General features: G+C 44.2%; 20 protein-coding genes, 1 pseudogene and 1 riboswitch. Of the genes and pseudogenes, 11 read left to right on the forward strand and 10 right to left on the reverse strand.

What is annotated here, in order from left to right; genetic code table 11:
- Positions 1-313: 313 nt before the first annotated feature.
- Positions 314-838 (reverse strand): DUF3087 family protein, encoded by a 525-nt coding sequence (locus AB4133_RS08485; RefSeq protein WP_065584102.1) that lies wholly within the window; start codon positions 836-838, stop codon positions 314-316.
- A 256-nt stretch (positions 839-1,094) separates the two neighbouring features.
- Here AB4133_RS08485 and trmY point away from each other — a divergent pair, with 256 nt between their 5' ends.
- Complete coding sequence (gene trmY, locus AB4133_RS08490) at positions 1,095-1,694, forward strand: tRNA (pseudouridine(54)-N(1))-methyltransferase TrmY (protein ID WP_017061702.1); 600 nt, start codon at positions 1,095-1,097, stop codon at positions 1,692-1,694.
- A gap of 102 nt (positions 1,695-1,796) precedes the next feature.
- Here the strand turns inward: trmY and AB4133_RS08495 are convergent, their stop codons facing one another.
- The gene (locus tag AB4133_RS08495; protein WP_372150595.1) at positions 1,797-2,897 is read right to left on the reverse strand and encodes a permease; all 1,101 of its coding nucleotides are present in this window, start codon (positions 2,895-2,897) and stop codon (positions 1,797-1,799) included.
- Positions 2,898-3,130: 233 nt separating this feature from the next.
- Between AB4133_RS08495 and AB4133_RS08500 the strand changes: the two genes are divergently transcribed.
- Both AB4133_RS08500 and sigZ read left to right on the forward strand, forming a co-directional pair.
- Positions 3,131-3,427: a helix-turn-helix transcriptional regulator gene (locus AB4133_RS08500; RefSeq protein ID WP_004733042.1), complete on the forward strand. Its 297-nt coding sequence runs from the start codon at positions 3,131-3,133 to the stop codon at positions 3,425-3,427.
- Entirely contained in the window at positions 3,411-3,995 is a 585-nt protein-coding gene (gene sigZ, locus AB4133_RS08505; protein WP_017061700.1) for an RNA polymerase sigma factor SigZ, read from the forward strand. Before AB4133_RS08500 ends, sigZ begins: the two co-directional genes overlap by 17 nt.
- A 120-nt stretch (positions 3,996-4,115) precedes the next feature.
- On the opposite strand, the gene AB4133_RS08510 is transcribed toward sigZ, so the two are convergent.
- Together AB4133_RS08510 and AB4133_RS08515 are read right to left on the reverse strand one after the other, a co-directional pair.
- Positions 4,116-4,730, reverse strand: coding sequence for a YitT family protein (locus tag AB4133_RS08510; RefSeq protein WP_017065874.1), 615 nt, complete (start codon positions 4,728-4,730; stop codon positions 4,116-4,118).
- A 460-nt stretch (positions 4,731-5,190) separates the two neighbouring features.
- Complete coding sequence (locus tag AB4133_RS08515; protein WP_017061698.1) at positions 5,191-5,340, reverse strand: hypothetical protein; 150 nt, start codon at positions 5,338-5,340, stop codon at positions 5,191-5,193.
- 29 nt (positions 5,341-5,369) lie between these two features.
- Here AB4133_RS08515 and AB4133_RS08520 point away from each other — a divergent pair, with 29 nt between their 5' ends.
- The 3 genes from AB4133_RS08520 to AB4133_RS08530 all read left to right on the forward strand — a co-directional run bounded on the left by AB4133_RS08520 (position 5,370) and on the right by AB4133_RS08530 (position 7,974).
- Positions 5,370-6,581 (forward strand): MFS transporter, encoded by a 1,212-nt coding sequence (locus AB4133_RS08520; protein WP_017061697.1) that lies wholly within the window; start codon positions 5,370-5,372, stop codon positions 6,579-6,581.
- Positions 6,582-6,802: 221 nt separating this feature from the next.
- On the forward strand, positions 6,803-7,528 hold the full coding sequence (locus AB4133_RS08525; protein ID WP_372224214.1) for a sulfite exporter TauE/SafE family protein: 726 nt from the start codon (positions 6,803-6,805) through the stop codon (positions 7,526-7,528).
- 83 nt (positions 7,529-7,611) lie between these two features.
- Entirely contained in the window at positions 7,612-7,974 is a 363-nt protein-coding gene (locus AB4133_RS08530; protein ID WP_048613868.1) for an MmcQ/YjbR family DNA-binding protein, read from the forward strand.
- 66 nt (positions 7,975-8,040) lie between these two features.
- Here the strand turns inward: AB4133_RS08530 and AB4133_RS08535 are convergent, their stop codons facing one another.
- On the reverse strand, positions 8,041-8,784 hold the full coding sequence (locus AB4133_RS08535; RefSeq protein ID WP_372224215.1) for a phosphatase PAP2 family protein: 744 nt from the start codon (positions 8,782-8,784) through the stop codon (positions 8,041-8,043).
- 386 nt (positions 8,785-9,170) lie between these two features.
- A riboswitch (FMN riboswitch) is annotated at positions 9,171-9,321 on the forward strand.
- A gap of 188 nt (positions 9,322-9,509) precedes the next feature.
- Here AB4133_RS08535 and ribB point away from each other — a divergent pair.
- Together ribB and AB4133_RS08545 are read left to right on the forward strand one after the other, a co-directional pair.
- Positions 9,510-10,166, forward strand: coding sequence for a 3,4-dihydroxy-2-butanone-4-phosphate synthase (gene ribB, locus AB4133_RS08540; RefSeq protein WP_372224216.1), 657 nt, complete (start codon positions 9,510-9,512; stop codon positions 10,164-10,166).
- Between the two features lie 384 nt (positions 10,167-10,550).
- The gene (locus AB4133_RS08545; protein WP_017064918.1) at positions 10,551-11,399 is read left to right on the forward strand and encodes a hypothetical protein; all 849 of its coding nucleotides are present in this window, start codon (positions 10,551-10,553) and stop codon (positions 11,397-11,399) included.
- Positions 11,400-11,530: 131 nt separating this feature from the next.
- On the opposite strand, the gene AB4133_RS08550 is transcribed toward AB4133_RS08545, so the two are convergent.
- Positions 11,531-12,427, reverse strand: coding sequence for a LysR substrate-binding domain-containing protein (locus AB4133_RS08550; protein ID WP_372224217.1), 897 nt, complete (start codon positions 12,425-12,427; stop codon positions 11,531-11,533).
- Between the two features lie 162 nt (positions 12,428-12,589).
- On the opposite strand from AB4133_RS08550, the gene AB4133_RS08555 reads away from it, so the two are divergent.
- On the forward strand, positions 12,590-13,228 hold the full coding sequence (locus AB4133_RS08555; RefSeq protein ID WP_136985572.1) for an NAD(P)-dependent oxidoreductase: 639 nt from the start codon (positions 12,590-12,592) through the stop codon (positions 13,226-13,228).
- 76 nt (positions 13,229-13,304) lie between these two features.
- Here AB4133_RS08555 and AB4133_RS08560 read toward each other — a convergent pair whose 3' ends face one another.
- Both AB4133_RS08560 and AB4133_RS08565 read right to left on the reverse strand, forming a co-directional pair.
- Entirely contained in the window at positions 13,305-13,958 is a 654-nt protein-coding gene (locus tag AB4133_RS08560; protein ID WP_372224218.1) for a cupin domain-containing protein, read from the reverse strand.
- Positions 13,959-14,109: 151 nt separating this feature from the next.
- Positions 14,110-14,866: pseudogene (locus tag AB4133_RS08565) on the reverse strand (SDR family NAD(P)-dependent oxidoreductase).
- Positions 14,867-14,971: 105 nt separating this feature from the next.
- On the opposite strand from AB4133_RS08565, the gene AB4133_RS08570 reads away from it, so the two are divergent.
- Positions 14,972-15,310 carry a winged helix-turn-helix transcriptional regulator gene (locus AB4133_RS08570; protein WP_372224219.1) on the forward strand — a complete coding sequence of 113 codons (339 nt, stop codon included), beginning with the start codon at positions 14,972-14,974 and terminating at the stop codon, positions 15,308-15,310.
- Positions 15,311-15,380: 70 nt separating this feature from the next.
- Here AB4133_RS08570 and AB4133_RS08575 read toward each other — a convergent pair whose 3' ends face one another.
- Positions 15,381-16,286: a LysR substrate-binding domain-containing protein gene (locus AB4133_RS08575; protein WP_371713959.1), complete on the reverse strand. Its 906-nt coding sequence runs from the start codon at positions 16,284-16,286 to the stop codon at positions 15,381-15,383.
- 210 nt (positions 16,287-16,496) lie between these two features.
- Between AB4133_RS08575 and AB4133_RS08580 the strand changes: the two genes are divergently transcribed.
- Complete coding sequence (locus AB4133_RS08580; protein WP_372224220.1) at positions 16,497-17,216, forward strand: SDR family oxidoreductase; 720 nt, start codon at positions 16,497-16,499, stop codon at positions 17,214-17,216.
- 106 nt (positions 17,217-17,322) lie between these two features.
- Here AB4133_RS08580 and AB4133_RS08585 read toward each other — a convergent pair whose 3' ends face one another.
- The gene (locus tag AB4133_RS08585; RefSeq protein WP_372224221.1) at positions 17,323-19,134 is read right to left on the reverse strand and encodes a choice-of-anchor I family protein; all 1,812 of its coding nucleotides are present in this window, start codon (positions 19,132-19,134) and stop codon (positions 17,323-17,325) included.
- Positions 19,135-19,181: the final 47 nt, after the last annotated feature.

The following is a 19,181-nucleotide window of genomic DNA, read 5'->3' on the forward strand; positions in this document are numbered from 1 at the left end:
TAAATTGTTAAAGAGCTTTGCTTATCGAAACTTTCTTTTTACAAAGAAACCCTTGAAAGCGGACGTGAATTCTAGCGATTTAATCTTAAGTGTCAAACACTTTTTAAAATTAATTTGTTTCGAACTTTCCGTCTTACTGATTACCGCTGAAGCCTTGTGGCGTCTGCCGTGTCAGTGAGGCGGCATTATAGAGATCATCGTAAACATGGCAACCCCTTTTTTGATAAAAATTCAAAAAAGTTGCTTAAGTGTCTACTTTTACGTCAAAAGCGTCTTTCACAGGTCAAAGCTCATACAATAATGGGTGTATTACTTAAAACTTTGCGATTAGATCTTTCGAAAAAGCCTCTATATCTAGCTCAATGCTCCATTTCTCACTCACTTCTAGGATGTTATCTAGCGATTGCTGAACTGTTTTTATCGTCAATGTGTTGTTGTCTAGGTCGTATACCTGTTTTTGCGTGGTGTAATAGAAATAAAGGATGGTCAGCGCGTCTCGGTCGCCTTGCTCAGCTTTGGGTTGAATACGCTTGAGCTTACGATAGATTTGATTATGGATTTGTTTAAGGTTCCATACATAAAGCGCTTCTTTGAAGTAATCATGCCCTTTCACACGGCTCGCGATAAATGCATTCAATGCGACTGATAAGATCACACCTAATACGTTCAAGTGGAAATTACCTGTCGATTCGCCTGCGATTGATTGCCCTGAACCGAATAGCTCGATCAGTATGGTTCCGAATACAATGGCGAACACTGCGAGTGACCCAACCAACGAAACCAACAGCAGGTTCATCTTCTTTCTATATTCTTCTTTATTGATCTTCTGTAACTTCATCGACTACTTCCTTATGTAAGTCACCTAATAATTTGCGCATACTATCTACGTAAACATTGGGTCGCTTCAACCCTTACCATCTTGTAATGTGGTCATTCTCTATTTAATACGCAGAGTTCTTCTGGTTGGCGCTATACGCAACTCTATTTGACTTCATTAATAGAAAAGAGTTACATACCGCCACAATTTTGGTTATTCATCAATTCATGTTGATAAAGCCCGTTTCGCTTTATCACATACTGACAAGGTACATTCCATGCGTTCATTTGTATTACGCGCTCGCGCAGCCCCTACAGAGAGCAAACTTATCTTAGAAGGTGTTGGGCAAGATGCTCATACTGAGATTCTGGCTCATACTCTGATGAACACGATCTTCGTTGCTCAATCTCACCGTGAGAATGTCACCGTACACCTTGTATTAGAAAGTACTAAAGACTTTTCACGTACGATCACTTTCGATTCAAATGAGATCACCAACATTGGTGGCTTTCATGAATCGGCATTGTTATCAGCGGTAGTAAGAGCGGTTGATGCTTCTCAAGGTATGACCAAAGAGCAGACTCGTCAGGTTGAACCGGGAATCGTCGTTCGCACTATGAGCTTTGAAAAACTAGTCAAAGAACTGGCTGAAGACCACCAGCTATACATGATGGATAAGAAAGGTGACTTTATCCGTGATGCAGAGATTGCTGAAAACCCATGTTTCCTTCTTACTGATCACATCCCTATGCCGAAGAAAAGCTACAACAGCTTAAAGCGCTTAGGGACAGAAAAAATCAGCTTAGGCCCGAACATGCTGTTTGCTTCTCAGTGCGTTGTATTGATCAATAATGAGCTGGATATTCGCGGTTTCTAGCCTCCGGACTGATAAGCTAAACAAAAAAGAGCTCAACTATGTGAGCTCTTTTTTATTATCTATCTATTGGTATCAATGGTGTTATCTCGAAATCAGACCTGATTAACCAAAGATGAAGCTGTATAGGAAGCCTGCACCCATCGCCATGCTTAGGATAACGAATAGGAATGCTGCAATCATTTGGTTATTGAAGATTGATTTAAGCAGGATAACTTCCGTCAAACTTGCACCTGCACTACCAATGATCAATGCCATTACTGAACCCAACGCCATACCTTTCTGTACTAGAGCTGCACTTAATGGGATTACCGCTTCAGCACGAATGTACAGTGGAATACCAATCACGGCAGCTACTGGAATCGCATACCACATACCTTCACCAGCGTACTGTGCAATTAGGTCTGTAGGAATGAAGCCGTAGATGAATGAACCAATCGCGATACCCATCATTAGGTAAGGGAAAACTTGTTTGAAGTCTTTCCAAGTTGAGAACCAAATTCTCATCCAACGACTAGGTTCTTTCTTCTCTACGATTTCAGCTGTTGCGCTTCCATCCGCTGAACAGCATGAAACCGTTACTTGTGGCTCTTCTTTTTTAGAATCGCAGCAAGATGTCTCTTTTGCCATTACTGGTGCAGGTTCGCCACATGCACTTGTACCACATGAAGATTCTGCTTTAACCGGTGCTGCTTTCTTAGGAGCAGAGTCACCACAGCTAGTGCCACAGCTTGAAGCTGAACCTGTTGATTCATACGCTTCAGGTTTTACGTAACGCTCAAAGCCAAGCTTCTCAAGTGCGTAACCAGCCACTACAGACACCGTCATTGCTACAAGGAAGTAGAACACAGCAACTTGCCAACCGAAGGTAATCACAAACAAACCAATGATCACTGGGTTCAATAGTGGGCTACCAAATAGGAACACCATCATTGGACCGAAACCCGCTCTTGCACGCAGCAATCCTTTTAAGAAAGGAATGGTCGAACATGAACAGAAAGGTGTAATTGCACCCAGTAGTGCTGCTACTACATAACCCTTACCATTACGTGAGCTCAGGATAGATTGAATCTTTTCTGGTGTAAGGAACTCTTGAAGAATCCCAACAATGTAGCTGATCGCTAAGAAAAGGATAATTAGCTCTACTGCTAAGAAAGCGAACATATCAAGTGCGTCTTTCAGCATTGTTAACATTTCATTGCTCATAATTAACTCCAAACTGGATTGAAGGTCGGGCTCTATGAGAAAAGTAACCAACCCTTAATTTCGAATATTCTCGAATTATAGAAATAAACAGCTCCAGAACAAGCATTATTTCGATAAAAATCGAAATGATTTTCGAAAACACAGTTTTTCAATAACTTACACAGACACCGTTTTTAAATTTGAATTCGACATACATTTCGACTAACATCGAAATTAAATCTTGAGGAGTTAATATGAACTTAGAAGTCGTTGCGAAAGCACTTAAAGAGTTGGGGCACCCTATTCGCCTAACCATTTATAAGAGTGTCGTTAAAGCTGGCTACCAAGGCATTGCAGTTGGCGGCCTACAAGAAGAGCTAGGCATTCCCGGTTCTACCTTGTCTCACCACATATCAAGCTTGGCGTCTGCGGGCCTAATCAGCCAAAGACGAGAAGGAAGAACTCTATTCTGCGTGGCGGAGTATGAGTGCCTAGAAGGTGTGATTGATTTCTTACAAGACGAATGTTGCGTAAATGAACAGTGCAACTAATGCACCTTTGAAGCTCGAACAAGTCTGGGCCGAGTATCAGCAAGCATTAAAGTCATTCCTGCATTCAAAGGTCAACAACTCTGCGGATGTAGACGACTTGCTCCAAGATATCTTGATTAAGACCTATCAGAACTTAGATAAGGTACAAGATGCTAGCAGTGTTAAGGCTTGGCTGTTCCAGTTAGCCAACAACACCATTATCGACTTCTACCGTAAGCATGCACGCCAACAACGTGATAGCCAAATTGATGCTGAAGATCTGTGGTTTACCGATTTAGACCACGACTCTGAATTTAAGCAGAAACTTTCATTGTGTATTGAACCTTTTATTCAGGCATTGCCAGAACAAAGTTCATCGCTACTGCTTGCGGTCGACATCAAAGGCCAAAGCCAAAAAGAGATCGCAGAAGCGCAGAACGTCAGCTATTCAACGGTTAAATCCCGCGTGCAAAAAAGCCGTGCTGATCTTAAGAACCTGTTTGAAGAGTGTTGTAACTTGTCCCTTGATCAACAAGGCAATGTGATTGATTGCGAGCTTAAGCCGAACGCCAGCTGCGGCAAGTGTTAATCGTTACATCGAATCCGTTATTTCAATAGAACAAAGCCAGCAATTAATGCTGGCTTTGTTGTTTTCATAATCTGCAAATCACTCTTTACTTAAGCAAATCTAGAGCTTGAGCGAACCGAACTATGCTGCTTCCGCTTTTACCACAGGTTGATAGCGCCCCGGTTTATGATTCATTGCTAGAATCAAGTTGGTGACTATCGCACCAAGCACAGACAGAAGAACCAATGACACATCAACAATGAACAGAGAAAGCACAACAATCGTGCAGTCTAATGCCATCTGAACCTTACCTGCTCGAATTCCAAAACGTTCTTGTAAGAACAACGCCAGAATGTTGAAGCCACCTAAGCTCATCTTGTGACGGAAAATCACCAGCATGCCGGTACCAATCAAGCCACCACCAAGTAAAGCTGCATACAATGCATGAATTTCGGCAATTTGAATCACGTGATACAAGTGATCCACGGCGAACGAAACAATCGAAACCGCGATAAACGTATTGATTGTGAAGCGCCAGCCCATACGAGCAACCGACAAAATATAGAAAGGTAAGTTAAGTGCGAAGAATACTTGGCCAAAGCTCAAATCTGTTACTTTGGTAATGAAGATCGCTAGACCAGCCGTGCCCCCGGTGAGCAAACCGACTTGGTTGAAAAAGATAACGCCGAGTGAAACCAATGCGCTACCTAAGATCAGTGCCAGTAAGTTTTCGCGAAGATTATGATCTTTATCCATGTGAATGACTCTCCCTGAATCTTTTAACATCGCGTTTCAGTAGTCTTGAAACGATTTATGCCCAAATTTACGATGTTTGACAGATAAGTCGAGTGAACGAGCAATGTTGCTTAGTGATTAGTTTGTATATTAGTTTTTACAGCTTTGTGAAACTTTAAATTAAACAGCTAGTTATAAGCCTTAATTTAGACTTTCATTCTTAATTAGATACTTGTTTCTATTAACTAACGAGCTTCAAGTTTTCTTATTTATTGAGCGCGTTTTATACCAATTCCAATCAAGCGACAATCTATGCATAAAACGCATAGACTACATCACAAATGGTCATTTGATACATACCCGACTCATCACTATGATGCGCGACTTCTTACAACATTGAGCGCATGTCAACACCGTATGTTTTCACAATCTCTTTTTGCCCAACTTGCCAGAATGACGTTATTCCTCGTCATTAGTTTGGTTATTGTGCATCACAGTCAGCCATTGATTGATCTCTTGGCTCAGCATGCCGTAAGCAGTGGTTGCCACCAGCAGTCAGGGCATGATCATTCTGGGCACGAACATCACCATGAGATGACTGACCAACACATGTCAGCGCAAGACCACTCACATCACCACCATTAATTTAAGAGTATTAGAATGAGCATTTTCCGTTTTCCTTTACTGGTATGGCTAGGGATAGGCACACTTATTATCAGTCTAGGGATCAGACAATCATTCGGCATTTTCATGATGCCAATTTCAGAGCATTTCGGCACGGGTCGAGAGTTTTTCAGCTTCTCTATTGCTCTACAAAACTTATTGTTCGGTGTGTTCCAACCTTTTGTTGGTATGGCCGCTGACAAATGGGGAGCAAGACGCATCATTATTGCTGGCGCATGTGCTTACGGTTTGGGTTTACTTCTTACCTCAATTTCTACCGAATCGAGCATGCTTTACGTTTCGTTAGGCGCACTGGTTGGTCTTGGCTTGAGTGCGACAAGTTACGTGATCGTGCTTGGCGCAGTAGCGAAAGTTGTACCAGCAGAGCACGCGGCTAAGGCGTTTGGCTTAACCACGGCTGCAGGTTCATTTGGTATGTTCGCGGTAATTCCGGGCGCACAATACATGCTGAATGAATTTGACTGGCAGAGTGCGATGCAAGTGTTTGGCGTACTGTGTTGTTTGATGATCTCTTTTGCGCTGTTCATGCGAGCGCCTAAAGCAGCCTCAAACAAACAAGCGCAAGCTGAAGAGAACCAAACACTCAAAGAAGCGTTGTCTGAAGCGTTTGCTCACAAAGGTTACTGGTTGATTCACGCGGGCTTCTTCGTGTGCGGTTTCCACGTAATGTTTATCGCAACGCACTTACCGAGCTATTTAGCAGATAAAGACCTACCCGCGAGCAGCGCTGCGATGGCACTGGCTTACGTTGGCATCTTCAACATCTTTGGGTCTTACTTCTGGGGTGTAATGGGCGACAAGTTCAGCAAACGCCACGTTATGTCTGCACTGTACTTAGTGCGTACTGTGGTTATCGGTGCGTTTGTGACTCTGCCTGTGACTGAATCAACCGCGGCTATCTTCGGTGCGGCCATTGGATTCTGTTGGTTGGGTACAGTTCCGCTAACGTCTGGCTTAGTTCGTCAGATCTTCGGTGCCCGTTACCTATCAACGTTGTACGGCTTGGTATTCTTTACTCACCAAGTGGGTAGCTTCTTAGGCGCTTGGGTGGGTGGTCGTATTTACGATTACTACGGTTCTTACGAGCCAATCTGGTGGTCAACGGTGGTGCTGGCATTTGCAGCAGCACTTATCCATTTACCAATCAATGACAAGCCCATTGAGCGACTGAAATTGGCAATGGCTTAACGTTTTATGCTGACTCCCCCACTAGCGTAAACAAGTCGTTCCAATAAAGCGAGTGAGTATTGAAAGGAAGCATCCTGAGATACTCACTCGCTTTTTTGTTGGTCGTTATAGTAGAAATTATAACTAGCGAAACTGGCATAAAGCTCACTGAATAATAAGACTATTATTTTAGTTTTCATTTATAGTATCCACCCGCTCCTTTAAAACTAATCCGCAGGCTTATGGAATACATAGATCAGACTGTCCTTATCGCAATGACACTCATTTTTGTCGGCTCGTTTGTGCAAACCGCAATCGGCTTTGGTTTGGCCATTGTTGCAGCCCCACTGCTGTTTTTGGTCTCTCCAGATTATGTGCCTGCGCCTATCTGTTTGATCGGTCTGTTTATCTCGTTATTCAACGCTTTTAAACATAGAGCAAATATCTCTATTGGCGGATTAAAAATCGCATTGCTGGGCCGTATTCCTGGGTCACTGGCAGGTGGTGCTTTGTTGGTGATGGTTTCAACGAGCGTGTTATCACTATGGTTGGGCTTATTGGTGGTATTTGCCGTGATTGTTAGCCTACTGCCCTTTAGACTCGAACCAACCCCAACTAAGATGGGTATTGCAGGTTTCTTTTCTGGGTTCTTTGGCACCAGTTCGGGTATTGGTGGTCCTCCGATGGCACTACTACTGCAACACCAAGACGCTAATCAGCTTCGTGGCAACCTTTCTGCGTTTTTCGTGTTTAGTTCGATCATCTCGTTGATTGTTCAGATCCCAATTGGCTTCTTCACCATGCACCATTTGATCATCACCATCCCTTTGCTGCCTGCGGCTTGGTTAGGTTATAAAGTGGCATTGATGACGACACAAAGCATCCCTAAAGAGAAGATACGCATTGGTTCATTACTGCTATGTTCTATCAGTGGCTTTACGGCAATCTGGCAGGGTTTAGCTGGCTAGTGCTTGGCGAATTAAAGACGGGAAGTAGAAAGACATCTTAGAAAACCAACACAGATCAAACACAATAGATAAAAGGACGTTCTATGACTTACGATGAATTCAATACATTCTGCGAGTCACTGCCTGCAACCAGTTATGTGATGCAGTGGAATAACTCTCACGTTTGGAAAGTAGGTGGCAAGGTGTTTGCGATTGGTGGTTGGGGACCGAAAGATGAGCCTGCGTTTATCTTCAAGGCGTCCGATCAGAATTTCGACTTTCTCAAAGAAGAGCCGGGCTATAAACCCGCACCCTACTTTGCTTCTCGTGGCATGAAGTGGATTCAGCTTTTTGAGAGCACATCAGAAAGGGATGAGGAACTAAGATACTACCTCACGGAGTCACACCGAATTGTGTCTTTAGGTCTAACCAAAAAGAAACAAGCAGAACTCGGGCTCAATCAGTAGCCAGAATATCTGCTTGTTAAATAGAGATTTATGCTCGTCTTAAAAACTTAGGCTGCTCTTAAAACCTTAAGCCTCTCTTAAAAACTTGGGCAATAACGGTTCTATCTTTTGCGTTGGAATCAGTGGCACCAATAAATAAATTAAACCCGCAAAGGCGATAGACGCCGCCAAGTCTTCAGGTCGATGCATGCCAAGCCAAACACGGCTATAGGCGACACCACCAGCCCAAACCAACAAACCGCCGACTAGGTAAAAGCGTTTCGCCTCTATGAACAATCCACCAAAGAATGCCAAACACACACCGACAAAGATCATGTGTCCAGATGGGAAAGAGTAATCCGTTTCGCCATGCCAATGACGAGTTCGCCACTCGCTGACCTTATCTTGCACAGATTCAATCGCGGCATTTTTTTCTACCAAAGGCAGCTCGTAAAACAGCTCTGGCATTTCAACGACTTCCTGCGTTACCAAATACTCAGAATAAGGACGAGGGCTCTCAGTGGAATGCTTTAAGAAGGTTTTCGCTGCAAAGCTAAGCACCAACAACAAGCCGAGCTGCAGACAAAGACTGACTAACTTAGCTTTGGAAAACTTCATCGTGAACAATACTAAAGACAAAATCGCTAGTGTTACCAAGAACCCTTGATTGCCCGCAGAGTAAGTCACAAACGTTATGAAGGCGCCATAGAAAGGCAAAACAGCACTTCCAAGGTCGAAGTCAGATCCAAAGATCAAAAAGGGTATGAGGGAATACAAACTTAGAACGAGCAGTAATAAGCCTTTGGATTTGTTAGAGAACAGAGAAGTCATGGCTAAGATCTTTTAGATAAAGTGGTCGGATGCTATCGCAGCTTAGCATCGTCAATATCAATTTTATGTCAAAACGGTCAGTCAGCCGTCATGGTGTAACAATATTCGATTAATAGACCTCTTGAGTATTGATTCGGTGAACAGCCACGCCAGCACCAATAATGTTCAACATCCATTTATGTTCATAGAGATAGCAAAAACCACTGAAACCAGACGAGACAAAGGCATCATCCCATTAATAGACTACCGGACGCGTTCTGCTGATAAAGTGAACACTTACCGGATTATAAGGCCAGAATCTTAAAAACTTTGCTGTCAGTCCTTTAAATCCACTATTGAAAGGATTACCATCTGGTCTGCTTTCAAAAGCAAAACAGATTATTAATTTTTATTCTCAGGGCGGGGCGAAATTCCCCACCGGCGGTATGTCCTTAGCAAAATCTAAAGATAAGCCCGCGAGCGCTCGATTCGTCGAGGTCAGCAGATCTGGTGAGATGCCAGAGCCGACGGTTATAGTCCGGATGAGAGAGAATGAAAACACACTCGTTTAAGTTGGAAAGGCGTACCCGCGTGAGTTGGGTTCGTACCTCCAACTTAGGCGGGTGCATTTCGTTTTGGATAAAACCATAATGAGCTAAAGTTGACTTGTAATGAGTAGGCTTTGTTGTGCTCGGTTGAGATCCCTCATACAGCCCTGATTCTGGTGATATTTTAGGAGTTTAACCATGAATCAGTCTTCACTACTTGTCGAATTTGGCGAACCAATCACTCGCGTTGAAAACGCACTGCAAGCTCTACGCGAAGGTCGTGGCGTACTTCTACTTGACGATGAAGATCGTGAGAACGAAGGCGACATCATCTACTCAGTAGAACACCTGACGAATGCTCAAATGGCGCTTATGATCCGCGAATGCAGCGGCATTGTGTGTCTGTGTCTAACTGACGAGCAAGCGAACCAACTTGAACTTCCACCTATGGTTGTTGATAACAACAGCGCAAACCAAACTGCGTTTACCGTCACTATCGAAGCGAAAGTTGGTGTAACAACAGGTGTTTCTGCCGCTGACCGTGTAACAACGATCAAGACAGCTGCAAATCCAACAGCTAAGCCTACTGACCTTGCTCGCCCTGGCCACGTATTCCCATTGCGTGCTCGTAAAGGTGGTGTACTTGCTCGTCGCGGCCACACAGAAGGTACAGTAGATCTTATGCAAATGGCTGGTCTTCAATCGGCTGGTGTACTTTGTGAAGTAACCAATCCGGATGGTACGATGGCAAAAGCGCCAGAGATCGTTGCTTTCGGCAAACTACACAACATGCCAGTACTGACCATTGAAGACATGGTGATGTACCGCACTGAGTTCGACCTTAAGCTTGCATAACGTTTAGCCCTCAATGCTAAACACTTAGTCGTTAAGTCAACTACACTGCGAAGTGAACATTGAAAGGCCTCACTCTTACTGCTTTTAGAGTTAAAGCATATAGGGTGAGGCCTTTTTAATTTCCGTAGCTTGAAACGAGCCTGAAATGGATCGCCAAAGTGTCTCTACTTACCGAAACCTCCCCAACCTATCGTTAGAAAAGCGTAACCTCTCAAAAAATCCTGCAAAATATGAGAAACATTCACTAGAATGGTGAAGTCATGCACCATCATTGATCATCCATAATTACAGGGGAATCATAAGCAACTGAAATATAACACTTATTTATTTTGGCACGGTGTCTGCACTACCACTAAGTAGGTATACAAATATTAGGAGTTGAATATGTTTGTAGTTATTTCAGTGGGTTTATCCCTATTAGTACTTGCGGCCCTGTTTCATTTCTCAAGGAAGAGACAAACAGCGCTATCACACAGGTTTGAAACCTTAGTTCTGCTTAGAGAATTATTGTTGTTATCACGCAAACATCGCGCGGCAACGCACTATGCTCTAGCTTATAAGTTGTCTAGCGACTCGATTCGCAAAGTGAACGAGATTTACGACAACATACTTGAGGTATCTGAGCTGCTTCAATCCCATGTGTCGTTTGACAGCCGCCCTATGTATCGCATCTATCACCTCAAGCTCATCGCTATGCACAGCGACTGGCAAAACCGTAGCTTGGTGCGTAACCAATCGATTCATGGCAAAACAATTCGCCATAGCATGTTCTTGATGGATGAAGTAATGATCATCTGGCTAATTCAGTCTGAGCGTGAAGACATGAGCCGTGAGTACCACATGAATTGGCAACAGATCTTAGATTGCATGGAGATCCTGACCAAATTACGAATGTGTATCCCTGATATGGAGAAGCCTGAGGAGTACGCGAGATTCAAATTCTACGCCTCTCAGACACACAGAAAACTCAACCAGTTATCGATTATCTGCCCTCTTAGTAGTGGGTCACCGGTTTGTACGCGAGCGATGCATGCACTCTCAGAGATCGCATCAAGTAACGAAGCGACCCAACCGGCAGATAGCATGTACGAATTAACCAGTGATATCTCTAGCGTCGTGTCGCAAGTTTACGACCAAGTATTATCCGACATTACGAGAAGCTTGTATCAGCCTTTACCAGACGTAAACGAAAAGGTAATAAATACCCGATTATCCGTACATCATTACATGTAAAGACTTCGTGAGAGGAGAGCGTGCTGGAACTCTGAATTATTGAGTTCAAATCCGATATCACCATTGATATCGGATTTTTGTATTTATGAGCTTTTAAAATTCTATCGCTATGTATCATTGCCTATGAAGTTTCAAACATCGCCAGATTTGATATCGCTAGACCAAGCTTCTGCGGCAAAATCAATGAACTGACGAACAACCGGCAGCTGATAACTACGAGACAAATACACCGCCCACAGCACACTACTCGGTGAAACAAACTCATCCAATATTCGTATCAATTTGCCATTCGCAATCAGTGGGTTGGCTAAGTCACAAGGTAAACGAACCACCCCTTTTCCATGCTGTGCAGCGCGAGTTAGCACTCCAACATCATTGGCCTTGATAGTGCCAGACACCTCAACCGAATAGTGCTGATTATCCTTAACGAAATCCCACTTCGAGACATTCAAATGACGAAAGCAATTGTGTTGTCGAAGCGCTTCGACCGTTTCAGGCTCACCATGTTTGTCCAAGTAGGCTTGCGAGGCACACACGACTGAATCAATTACCATTAGCTTTCGTGCAATCAAGCTATCGTCAGGTTGATCTGTATAGCGAAGTGCAATATCGATCCTTTCATCCACCAGCTGCGCAAAACGATCCGATGCAAACAACTCGACCGTGATATTAGGGTGGCGCTCAGTGAACTGTTCAACCACATCCAACAGCATGTTTTGAGTTAAACCAATGGGTGCAGCAATTCGAATGGTTCCAGAAAGATCCTCGGTTTGATTAAGTGAAGTGACTTCTAGCTCTGCGGTTTCATGGAGAATTTTCTCACAGCGTTGCAGAGCGATTTCCCCTGCCGCCGTCAAACTCACCTTACGAGTGGTTCTGTGCAACAGCCTTTGTTTTAGCCACCCTTCTATTTCTTGAACATGACGTGACACCTGCAATCGGCTCATGTCCAAATGCTCAGCCGCTTGAGTGAAGCTGGCACAATTTGCCACTTCGACAAAGCTACGCATTGCCGTCAACCTATCCATCACACTCTCCTTGAACTGTTTAGCTGCTAACCTAACCTTATTAGATCACTATATGGATACAATCTACATCATTTTGCGATATTTATCGCAACCTAGTGAGCTATTAGACTGCAATGGCTGTCGAGAAAACGACTCAATAAATTAGATAATTGGAGAGACATTATGAAAATTGCAGTATTAGGCGCATCAGGTTGGATTGGTAGTCACATCGCTCAAGAAGCTCAATCTCGTGGTCACGACGTGGTTGCTGTCGTAAGAGATGAAAGCCGTGTAGAAACCAATGATGTTGAAGTTCGTTCATTTGATTTACAAGATGAAGCAGCAAGCTTAGCGGCCGCGCTAACAGGCGTTGATGCGGTTATCGCTTCGATTGGCGGACGTGCTCTAGGTAATCACGACATCGTAAAAAACACTGCGACTAAATTGCTAGCCACATTACCAAGTATCGGTATCGAGCGCTTGTTGTGGGTTGGCGGTGCAGGCTCATTAGAAGTAGCACCAAACGTACCGTTAGTGACCGTTCCTGACTTCCCAGCAGATTACAAAAACGAAGCACTAGCACAGGGTGAAGCGCTTGAAGTGTTCAAACAATCTAATGACAAGGTTAACTGGACATTCGTTAGCCCTGCTGCGGAAATCTTCCCGGGCGATAAGCTATCAGCCTACCGCACAGGTGGTGATCAACTGCTCACTGACGAAGATGGCAACAGCAAAATATCCGTCAGCGACTACGCTATCGCGATGATTGATGAACTAGAAGCTGGCAAGTTCCCACGCCAACGTATTGGTGTCGCTTACTAGTCAGCTCACATATAAAAACTAAAAAGCCGCTTGTTCAAAACAATGCGGCTTTCTCATCTTTTTACTGAGCATTCATTTAATCCAATGGCAGATGCCCTGTTTTCACTAGGATAACGGTCTCTTCTTCCACATAAGGAAAATGCTCGCTCATGTGCGGGCTGCGCATCCATGTGTGTTTTGGATACTCGCCATGCTCATCTTTAAAAGTGCCAGAAAGTACAAATATCTCTTCACCACCAAAGTGGCGATGCGGCTGAAAACGTTCGCCAACGGGCCATTTCACCAAGGCAACATTTTCGTGTTCAAAACCATGCAGTGGCATCACTTGTAAACCACCAATACCCGGAAGCCATTCCGTTTCTTGAGTATTGATACGAACTTGAGTTAAGTCTCTCGCGTCAAACTGATTAAGCTTAACCAAGATCGTACAGCCATCTTTACTCGATGGAGAGTGCGCACTGCCAGGAGGGTTGCGAATGTAAGTGCCTGCTGGGAAGTCGCCAGTTTCATCTGAGAACACACCGTCTAACACGAAGATCTCTTCTCCTTGCGGATGTGGGTGTTCAGAGAATGAAGATTGAGGATCGTATTTCACCACGCTAGTCGTGTGACCCGATTCTTTCTCTTCTCTTTCTAGGGGCTTACGCCATACCCCTTTGGCAGGGCTCGCAACCCAATCTAGCTTCTCGGTTTCGATAACCAGTCTCTTTGAAAAGTCCATGTTGAACATAATGACGACCTTACTCTAAGTATTGTTTTAATTATTATTGTCTTGCTAATGTCTATTCTACGCGAATAACGAGCTAGGGGGAGACTTCGCTGTTAACTGCTAATTGCTAATTGCTAACAAAGCATCCCCCCATATTGAAAGCTAGGCTTGATTAATTGCGGCCAGCGATCACGCCACCATCAACATCCCAGATTGCGCCCGTTACCCAATCGGCACTGTCTGACAGTAGGAAAGAGATGCTGTTTGCGATGTCTTTCGGCAAACCTACTCGACCAATTGGATGGAAAGCATTGAAGCCTTCTAGCGCTTGATCTACTTCTTCCGGTTTAATGAAAGATTCGTAAATTGGCGTTTTAACTACGGCTGGAGACACCGCATTCACACGAATGTTGTGATCCGCAAGCTCCATCGCCATATGCTGTGTTAAAGCGTGTAGACCAGCCTTTGCCATTGAATAAGCAGAAGATGGCGTCGCTTTGATCGCTTGTTTCGCCCACATAGAGCCTACATTTACCACGTTTCCGCCACCGTTTTTGATCATCAACTTGCTGACAGCTTGAGTGATGAAGAAAGTCGCTTTGTTTAGCTGCATGTATTGCTCGTAATCCGATTCTTGGTGCTCAATAAACGCTTTAGGGTTAAAGTAACCAGCCGCATTAACAAGGTAACCAATGCCCTCTTCAAGTGACTCTAAATGCGCAATAAGATTGGCTACACTCGCATCATCATAAAGATTAGCTTGCCAGCCAGTCGCGCGGCCTAGTGATTGAAGTTCTGACACCGCTTTATCTAACTTAGCCGACAACCAACACATAGATGTTTTGAGCGACTAACTGCTTCGCTGTTTCAAAGCCCATACCACTTGTGCCACCGATTACTACTGCAATACCATTTTTAGTGAAGTTCATTTTGTTATCTCCTAAGTCATGTGAACGTGGTAATCTTAGGCTTTGAACTAACACTATGAATAGTAAGTACAAATCGGTTAGGTAGGTACTTATTGGTACATCTTTATGAAAAATCAGGAAAACTTTTTTTCAAGAAAATCGGCACCAGAGCGTTCCGCTCGTATGGTCGAAACCATCTACGGCTGTAAATGGTCGCTAACGGTTTACCAATTATTGGCAAATGGCATTAATCGCCCCGGTGAAATGGTGCGTTCGGTCGAAGGGTTATCGACCAAGGTACTGAATGAATGTTTGAAGCGAAATGTGGAGTTCGGGATTTTAGATAAGCAAATGTTCAACGAGCTGCCACCAAGAGTTGAGTACCAAGTCACTCCATTTGGTGAGAGGTTCTTACTGATTCTCGATCAGCTAGAAAGCCTACAAAACGAAATCGACGAAATTTAAGTCTAAGCCAATCCAACTATTGTCAAAAAACGGAAGACAAAAAAAGGAAGACGGAAGACAGCAAATATACTTAGCTCACTGGCATTTGCTCAAAGCGACTTTTCACGAAATCAATAAAGGTTCTAATACGGCTTGGTTGATAGCGGTCTCGATGGTAGATCGCTGAAAAGTCCACTTTAGGCACCACCCAATCATCAAACACCTGCACTAATTGCCCATCATTCAGTTCTTGTAAGCAATAGATTGTAGGTACACGAATAATCCCGTTACCCGACTTCGCGCCCTGTACTAGCACTCGACCGTTTTTACATTGCAACCTTCCAGTCACATGCACATCGACCGTTTTCTTGGTGTCGTCAACAGCTTGAAAGCTCCACTTGCGCACTGACCCCGTTAAGCAGTCATGGTGAATCAAATCTTTGGGGTGATTAGGCTTTCCTTTACGAACGAAATACTCAGGGCTCGCGAGTGTTCCCATCTCAATATCCAATAGCTTCCTCGCGATAAAGCCCGCGTCTTCTAAGCTTCCCATGCGAAAAGCGATATCGAAAGCATCTTCAATCAAGTCGACTCGGTTACTACTGAAATCAAGGCTGATGCTGATGTCTGGGTAGAGTTGCATGAACTCATTGACCAGATCCGCGATGATCACCTCGCCCAGATAACCGCCAACACAGTTTACTTTTATGTCGCCACGTACTTCTTCGACGTCATCCACAGCAGCAATCAAGGCTTGGTCTATATTATCTAAGGCTTGTTCACATCTCGCGTACAGATCTTGCCCTGCGTGAGTCAACCTTAAGGTTCGAGTGGTGCGGATAAACAGTGTCACACCCATCTGCTTTTCTAGGCTGCTCACTTGGCGTGATACGTGGGAACGAGACACATCCAACTCCTCCGCCGCTTTGGTGAAATTACCTAAACGAGCGATCAGCACGAAAGAACGAATATCAGACAGGTTAATTTGATTGAGCATGGCCGCCAGCTTACTAGTGAGGTTATGAGATAGACACTTTTATTGTTGCACCACAGCAACAGTGTTTCAAGTAAAGCGCTATATATCAACAATTCTATTTTCCTTAATATACCTCCATCGCAACGAAGCAAGGCAACAAGCACTTGATTCGAATGCACTTAAACAACCCGTCGTAGCCAACCGACGCAATAAAAGTACAGAGGAAATAAAATGAAAAAACTAATCGTAATTACAGGTGCAAGCTCTGGTATTGGTGAAGCAATCGCTCGTCGTCTAAGCGATGAAGGTCACCCTCTGCTACTTTTAGCTCGTCGTGTTGACCGCCTTGAAGCGCTGAATCTACCAAACTCACTGTCAGTAAAAGTAGACGTAACAGACAAAGCGTCTTTTAATGCAGCAATCGCACAAGGTGAAGAGAAGTTTGGCCCTGTAGATGCACTTATCAACAATGCTGGTGCAATGCTTCTTGGTCAAATTGATACTCAAGACGCACAAGAGTGGAAGACAATGTTCGATGTAAACGTGATTGGTCTTCTAAACGGCATGCAGTCTGTACTTGCTCCGATGATGGAACGCAACACAGGTACTATCATCAACATCAGCTCTATCGCAGGTAAGAAAACATTCCCAAGCCACGCGGCTTACTGTGGTACTAAATTCGCGGTACACGCTATTTCTGAGAACGTTCGTGAAGAAGTGGCGGCATCAAATGTTCGTGTTACTACTATCGCACCGGGTGCTGTAGAAACAGAACTTCTATCTCACACAACATCTCAAGAGATCAAAGACGGTTACGACTCTTGGAAAGAAGACATGGGCGGCGTATTGGCAGCTGACGACATTGCTCGCGCTGTATCATTCGCTTACCAACAACCACAGAACGTATGTATCCGTGAGATTGCTCTAGCACCAACTAAGCAACAGCCATAGGCCTTTGCCATCGCTAATAAATAAGCGATGAACTAAAAAGCGCCACTACTGATTAAGTAGTGGCGCTTTTGTTTTGATTCGAGCTAATTGCTAGTAATAATCTTGATTAAAACTCAACGCGATAGACTGATGTGCTACCACTTACTTCATTACCGACAGCGATAAAGTGGTTACCTAAACGTGTGAAATACTTAATTGATTCAGGGCCTAAATCCCCCGCTTTAGCGTTGTAAGTATCATTGTCGCAATCACCGTCTTCATCAACCTTGGTGCACACTGGTTGTGTAAAGTCGCGATTGTTTAGATAGCTGATGAAACTTGCACTCCTAGGCTGAGTTACGTCGTAAACCATGATGCCACCTTGGCGCTCAAGTCCAATAAAGGCATAGTGCTTGCCGTTGATCTCAGCCACTTCGATCGCTTCAGGCTCTACACCTTTATCATCACTACGATCGTCACCGCTTTGGTTGTTATCATTGGTGCTGTTGAAGTTTGCAGGATCTTGCTCAAGTACGATTCGAGCAAAATCATCACCGCTATCAAACACTAACTCGCCTGACTCATCCCAAATAGAGAAAGAACGGCTACCGAATGCTTGAACCTCTTGGTCAGCAGCGAGTGTCCCTTGTGGCTTAATCACTTTAAGACGAGCAAGTTGCTTGTTGTCTTTCAATGCGCCTGCTAATGGGTGGTTAGCGTCAACGTCTAACTTCTTGCCGCGTACTTCATCGACATGCGCGATACAAAAGTCTTTTTCTGTGGTGTAGTTTTCGGTACCTTGATAATCGTCACCGTCCCACTCAAAACCTTTCTCATCACATATTTTTTGCGTGGTCTTGATGCCATATTCACGACCATCGCCTTCGTTCGCAGTTACAATGTAGGTGTTGCCATCCACACTGTAACTAGTGATGCTATCAGGCATGTAAAGGCCTTCTAACATTGTGTAGCTTTGTAGATTACCGATGTTTTTGTCTTTGTTTGACGCATCTAGCTTAGCTTTATCCCAAGGCTTGCCGCCTAGTCCAAGAATCGCATCCACTTGTACACTCACCACATCAATGGCTGCCAATGCGTTGTTCTCTTGAAGGGCAACGTAGAGTTTTCCGTTATCAGCAAACGTTAGGTATTCCGGTTCAAGATCTTGAGCAACGGTTGCATTCGGCGCAGAAATTCGAACCTTGTCGGTCAGATCTGCATGGCGAGGCTGACCTTGATTGAATGCCTTAAAATCGATCTGCGTGACTTTTGCTCGCAGAGAACCATTGGCTAAATCAACCAGAGTCACTGAGCCTTCAGGGTCAATGCTGTAATCCGCATTCGGCTCACCTTCGTTGGCTGATGCGATGTAACGGCCATCCTTAGAAAAGCTCACCATGTCCGGTAATGCACCAGCCGTATAAGTAGTAATCAGCTCTAACGTGTCTGAACGATAAAGGGCAATGATGCCGTTTTGTTGCTTGTCAGCATTTTCAATCGCGACAGCAACTAATCCTTGATGAGTCGACACACTGTTCGCTGCACCAATATCAATACCAGAAGCTGCAGCCGCTGATTGAAGATCAATCGAACCCGAAGATGTTGGTTCGCTAGCTGAGTTCATTGATAAAACATCAACTTTCTGTGCTTGAGCGTTAACCACATAAAGCTTGTCGGTACATGAATCGTAGCTGACGATTTCGGCTGCAGAAGTATCAAACGGGGCGTCAGCAATAGCACGACCAACCAGACTAATCCCGGTAACAGTGGCATCTGTCTTGTTCGGTTGTTGAATGGATTGGCATTGAAGGCTAAAAGCATCAAGTGAGGTTTGAGATAGCGTATTCGCCGTAGATGATGTTGACTGAGAACATCCAGCCAGAGCGGAACTCACTGCGATAGGTAGTAATAAAGTCAGCTTATTAAATTTACGATTCATATATCCTCCATAATTTGAATCGCGATCATAGAGGCCGCTTATGACAG

The sequence above is a fragment of the Vibrio sp. 10N.286.52.F8 genome (genome assembly GCF_041468745.1).
GTDB classification, from domain to species: Bacteria; Pseudomonadota; Gammaproteobacteria; order Enterobacterales; family Vibrionaceae; genus Vibrio; species Vibrio crassostreae_C.

What these genes read in the sequence shown, in the direction of transcription:
- AB4133_RS08485 (WP_065584102.1), bottom strand. Translation starts at nt 838, where the DNA reads ATGAAGTTACAGAAGATCAATAAAGAAGAATATAGAAAGAAGATGAAC.
- trmY (WP_017061702.1), top strand. Translation starts at nt 1,095, where the DNA reads ATGCGTTCATTTGTATTACGCGCTCGCGCAGCCCCTACAGAGAGCAAA.
- AB4133_RS08495 (WP_372150595.1), bottom strand. Translation starts at nt 2,897, where the DNA reads ATGAGCAATGAAATGTTAACAATGCTGAAAGACGCACTTGATATGTTC.
- AB4133_RS08500 (WP_004733042.1), top strand. Translation starts at nt 3,131, where the DNA reads ATGAACTTAGAAGTCGTTGCGAAAGCACTTAAAGAGTTGGGGCACCCT.
- sigZ (WP_017061700.1), top strand. Translation starts at nt 3,411, where the DNA reads ATGAACAGTGCAACTAATGCACCTTTGAAGCTCGAACAAGTCTGGGCC.
- AB4133_RS08510 (WP_017065874.1), bottom strand. Translation starts at nt 4,730, where the DNA reads ATGGATAAAGATCATAATCTTCGCGAAAACTTACTGGCACTGATCTTA.
- AB4133_RS08520 (WP_017061697.1), top strand. Translation starts at nt 5,370, where the DNA reads ATGAGCATTTTCCGTTTTCCTTTACTGGTATGGCTAGGGATAGGCACA.
- AB4133_RS08525 (WP_372224214.1), top strand. Translation starts at nt 6,803, where the DNA reads ATGGAATACATAGATCAGACTGTCCTTATCGCAATGACACTCATTTTT.
- AB4133_RS08530 (WP_048613868.1), top strand. Translation starts at nt 7,612, where the DNA reads ATGACTTACGATGAATTCAATACATTCTGCGAGTCACTGCCTGCAACC.
- AB4133_RS08535 (WP_372224215.1), bottom strand. Translation starts at nt 8,784, where the DNA reads ATGACTTCTCTGTTCTCTAACAAATCCAAAGGCTTATTACTGCTCGTT.
- ribB (WP_372224216.1), top strand. Translation starts at nt 9,510, where the DNA reads ATGAATCAGTCTTCACTACTTGTCGAATTTGGCGAACCAATCACTCGC.
- AB4133_RS08545 (WP_017064918.1), top strand. Translation starts at nt 10,551, where the DNA reads ATGTTTGTAGTTATTTCAGTGGGTTTATCCCTATTAGTACTTGCGGCC.
- AB4133_RS08550 (WP_372224217.1), bottom strand. Translation starts at nt 12,427, where the DNA reads ATGGATAGGTTGACGGCAATGCGTAGCTTTGTCGAAGTGGCAAATTGT.
- AB4133_RS08555 (WP_136985572.1), top strand. Translation starts at nt 12,590, where the DNA reads ATGAAAATTGCAGTATTAGGCGCATCAGGTTGGATTGGTAGTCACATC.
- AB4133_RS08560 (WP_372224218.1), bottom strand. Translation starts at nt 13,958, where the DNA reads ATGTTCAACATGGACTTTTCAAAGAGACTGGTTATCGAAACCGAGAAG.
- AB4133_RS08570 (WP_372224219.1), top strand. Translation starts at nt 14,972, where the DNA reads ATGAAAAATCAGGAAAACTTTTTTTCAAGAAAATCGGCACCAGAGCGT.
- AB4133_RS08575 (WP_371713959.1), bottom strand. Translation starts at nt 16,286, where the DNA reads ATGCTCAATCAAATTAACCTGTCTGATATTCGTTCTTTCGTGCTGATC.
- AB4133_RS08580 (WP_372224220.1), top strand. Translation starts at nt 16,497, where the DNA reads ATGAAAAAACTAATCGTAATTACAGGTGCAAGCTCTGGTATTGGTGAA.
- AB4133_RS08585 (WP_372224221.1), bottom strand. Translation starts at nt 19,134, where the DNA reads ATGAATCGTAAATTTAATAAGCTGACTTTATTACTACCTATCGCAGTG.